2 rRNA genes are annotated in these 1,863 nt (G+C 53.6%); both read left to right on the top strand.

Annotated elements, in window-relative coordinates:
- A 23S ribosomal RNA gene (locus D5066_RS22740) occupies positions 1–1,677 on the top strand; the annotation flags it as partial.
- A gap of 65 nt (positions 1,678–1,742) precedes the next feature.
- A 5S ribosomal RNA gene (gene rrf / locus D5066_RS22735) occupies positions 1,743–1,858 on the top strand.
- Positions 1,859–1,863: the final 5 nt, after the last annotated feature.

Here is a 1,863-nt window from a genome sequence, read left to right as displayed (position 1 = left end):
TGCTGGAGGTATCAGAAGTGCGAATGCTGACATAAGTAACGATAAAGCGGGTGAAAAGCCCGCTCGCCGGAAGACCAAGGGTTCCTGTCCAACGTTAATCGGGGCAGGGTGAGTCGACCCCTAAGGCGAGGCCGAAAGGCGTAGTCGATGGGAAACAGGTTAATATTCCTGTACTTGGTGTTACTGCGAAGGGGGGACGGAGAAGGCTATGTTAGCCGGGCGACGGTTGTCCCGGTTTAAGCATGTAGGCGGAGGTTCCAGGTAAATCCGGTACCTTTTAACGCTGAGGTGTGATGACGAGGCACTACGGTGCTGAAGTAACAAATGCCCTGCTTCCAGGAAAAGCCTCTAAGCATCAGGTAACACGAAATCGTACCCCAAACCGACACAGGTGGTCAGGTAGAGAATACCAAGGCGCTTGAGAGAACTCGGGTGAAGGAACTAGGCAAAATGGTGCCGTAACTTCGGGAGAAGGCACGCTGATATGTAGGTGAAGCCCCTGCGGGTGGAGCTGAAATCAGTCGAAGATACCAGCTGGCTGCAACTGTTTATTAAAAACACAGCACTGTGCAAACACGAAAGTGGACGTATACGGTGTGACGCCTGCCCGGTGCCGGAAGGTTAATTGATGGGGTTAGCGGCAACGCGAAGCTCTTGATCGAAGCCCCGGTAAACGGCGGCCGTAACTATAACGGTCCTAAGGTAGCGAAATTCCTTGTCGGGTAAGTTCCGACCTGCACGAATGGCGTAATGATGGCCAGGCTGTCTCCACCCGAGACTCAGTGAAATTGAACTCGCTGTGAAGATGCAGTGTACCCGCGGCAAGACGGAAAGACCCCGTGAACCTTTACTATAGCTTGACACTGAACACTGGTCCTTGATGTGTAGGATAGGTGGGAGGCTTTGAAGCGTGGACGCCAGTCTGCGTGGAGCCGTCCTTGAAATACCACCCTTTAATGGCTGGTGTTCTAACGTAGACCCGTGATCCGGGTTGCGGACAGTGTCTGGTGGGTAGTTTGACTGGGGCGGTCTCCTCCCAAAGAGTAACGGAGGAGCACGAAGGTTAGCTAATCCTGGTCGGACATCAGGAGGTTAGTGCAATGGCATAAGCTAGCTTGACTGCGAGAGTGACGGCTCGAGCAGGTGCGAAAGCAGGTCATAGTGATCCGGTGGTTCTGAATGGAAGGGCCATCGCTCAACGGATAAAAGGTACTCCGGGGATAACAGGCTGATACCGCCCAAGAGTTCATATCGACGGCGGTGTTTGGCACCTCGATGTCGGCTCATCACATCCTGGGGCTGAAGTAGGTCCCAAGGGTATGGCTGTTCGCCATTTAAAGTGGTACGCGAGCTGGGTTTAGAACGTCGTGAGACAGTTCGGTCCCTATCTGCCGTGGGCGCTGGAGAATTGAGGGGGGCTGCTCCTAGTACGAGAGGACCGGAGTGGACGCATCACTGGTGTTCGGGTTGTCATGCCAATGGCACTGCCCGGTAGCTAAATGCGGAAGAGATAAGTGCTGAAAGCATCTAAGCACGAAACTTGCCCCGAGATGAGTTCTCCCTGAGACTTTAAGTCTCCTGAAGGAACGTTGAAGACGACGACGTTGATAGGTCGGGTGTGTAAGCGCAGCGATGCGTTGAGCTAACCGATACTAATGAACCGTGAGGCTTAACCTTACAACGCCGAAGATGTTTTGGCGAAGAGACACGATTTTCAGCCTGATACAGATTAACAGAATTTGCCTGGCGGCTTTAGCGCGGTGGTCCCACCTGACCCCATGCCGAACTCAGAAGTGAAACGCCGTAGCGCCGATGGTAGTGTGGGGTCTCCCCATGTGAGAGTAGGGAACTGCCAGGCATCAA

It is taken from the genome of Enterobacter chuandaensis (assembly GCF_003594915.1).
Taxonomy (GTDB): Bacteria; Pseudomonadota; Gammaproteobacteria; order Enterobacterales; family Enterobacteriaceae; genus Enterobacter; species Enterobacter chuandaensis.
This window is presented reverse-complemented; position numbering and strand designations above follow the sequence as displayed.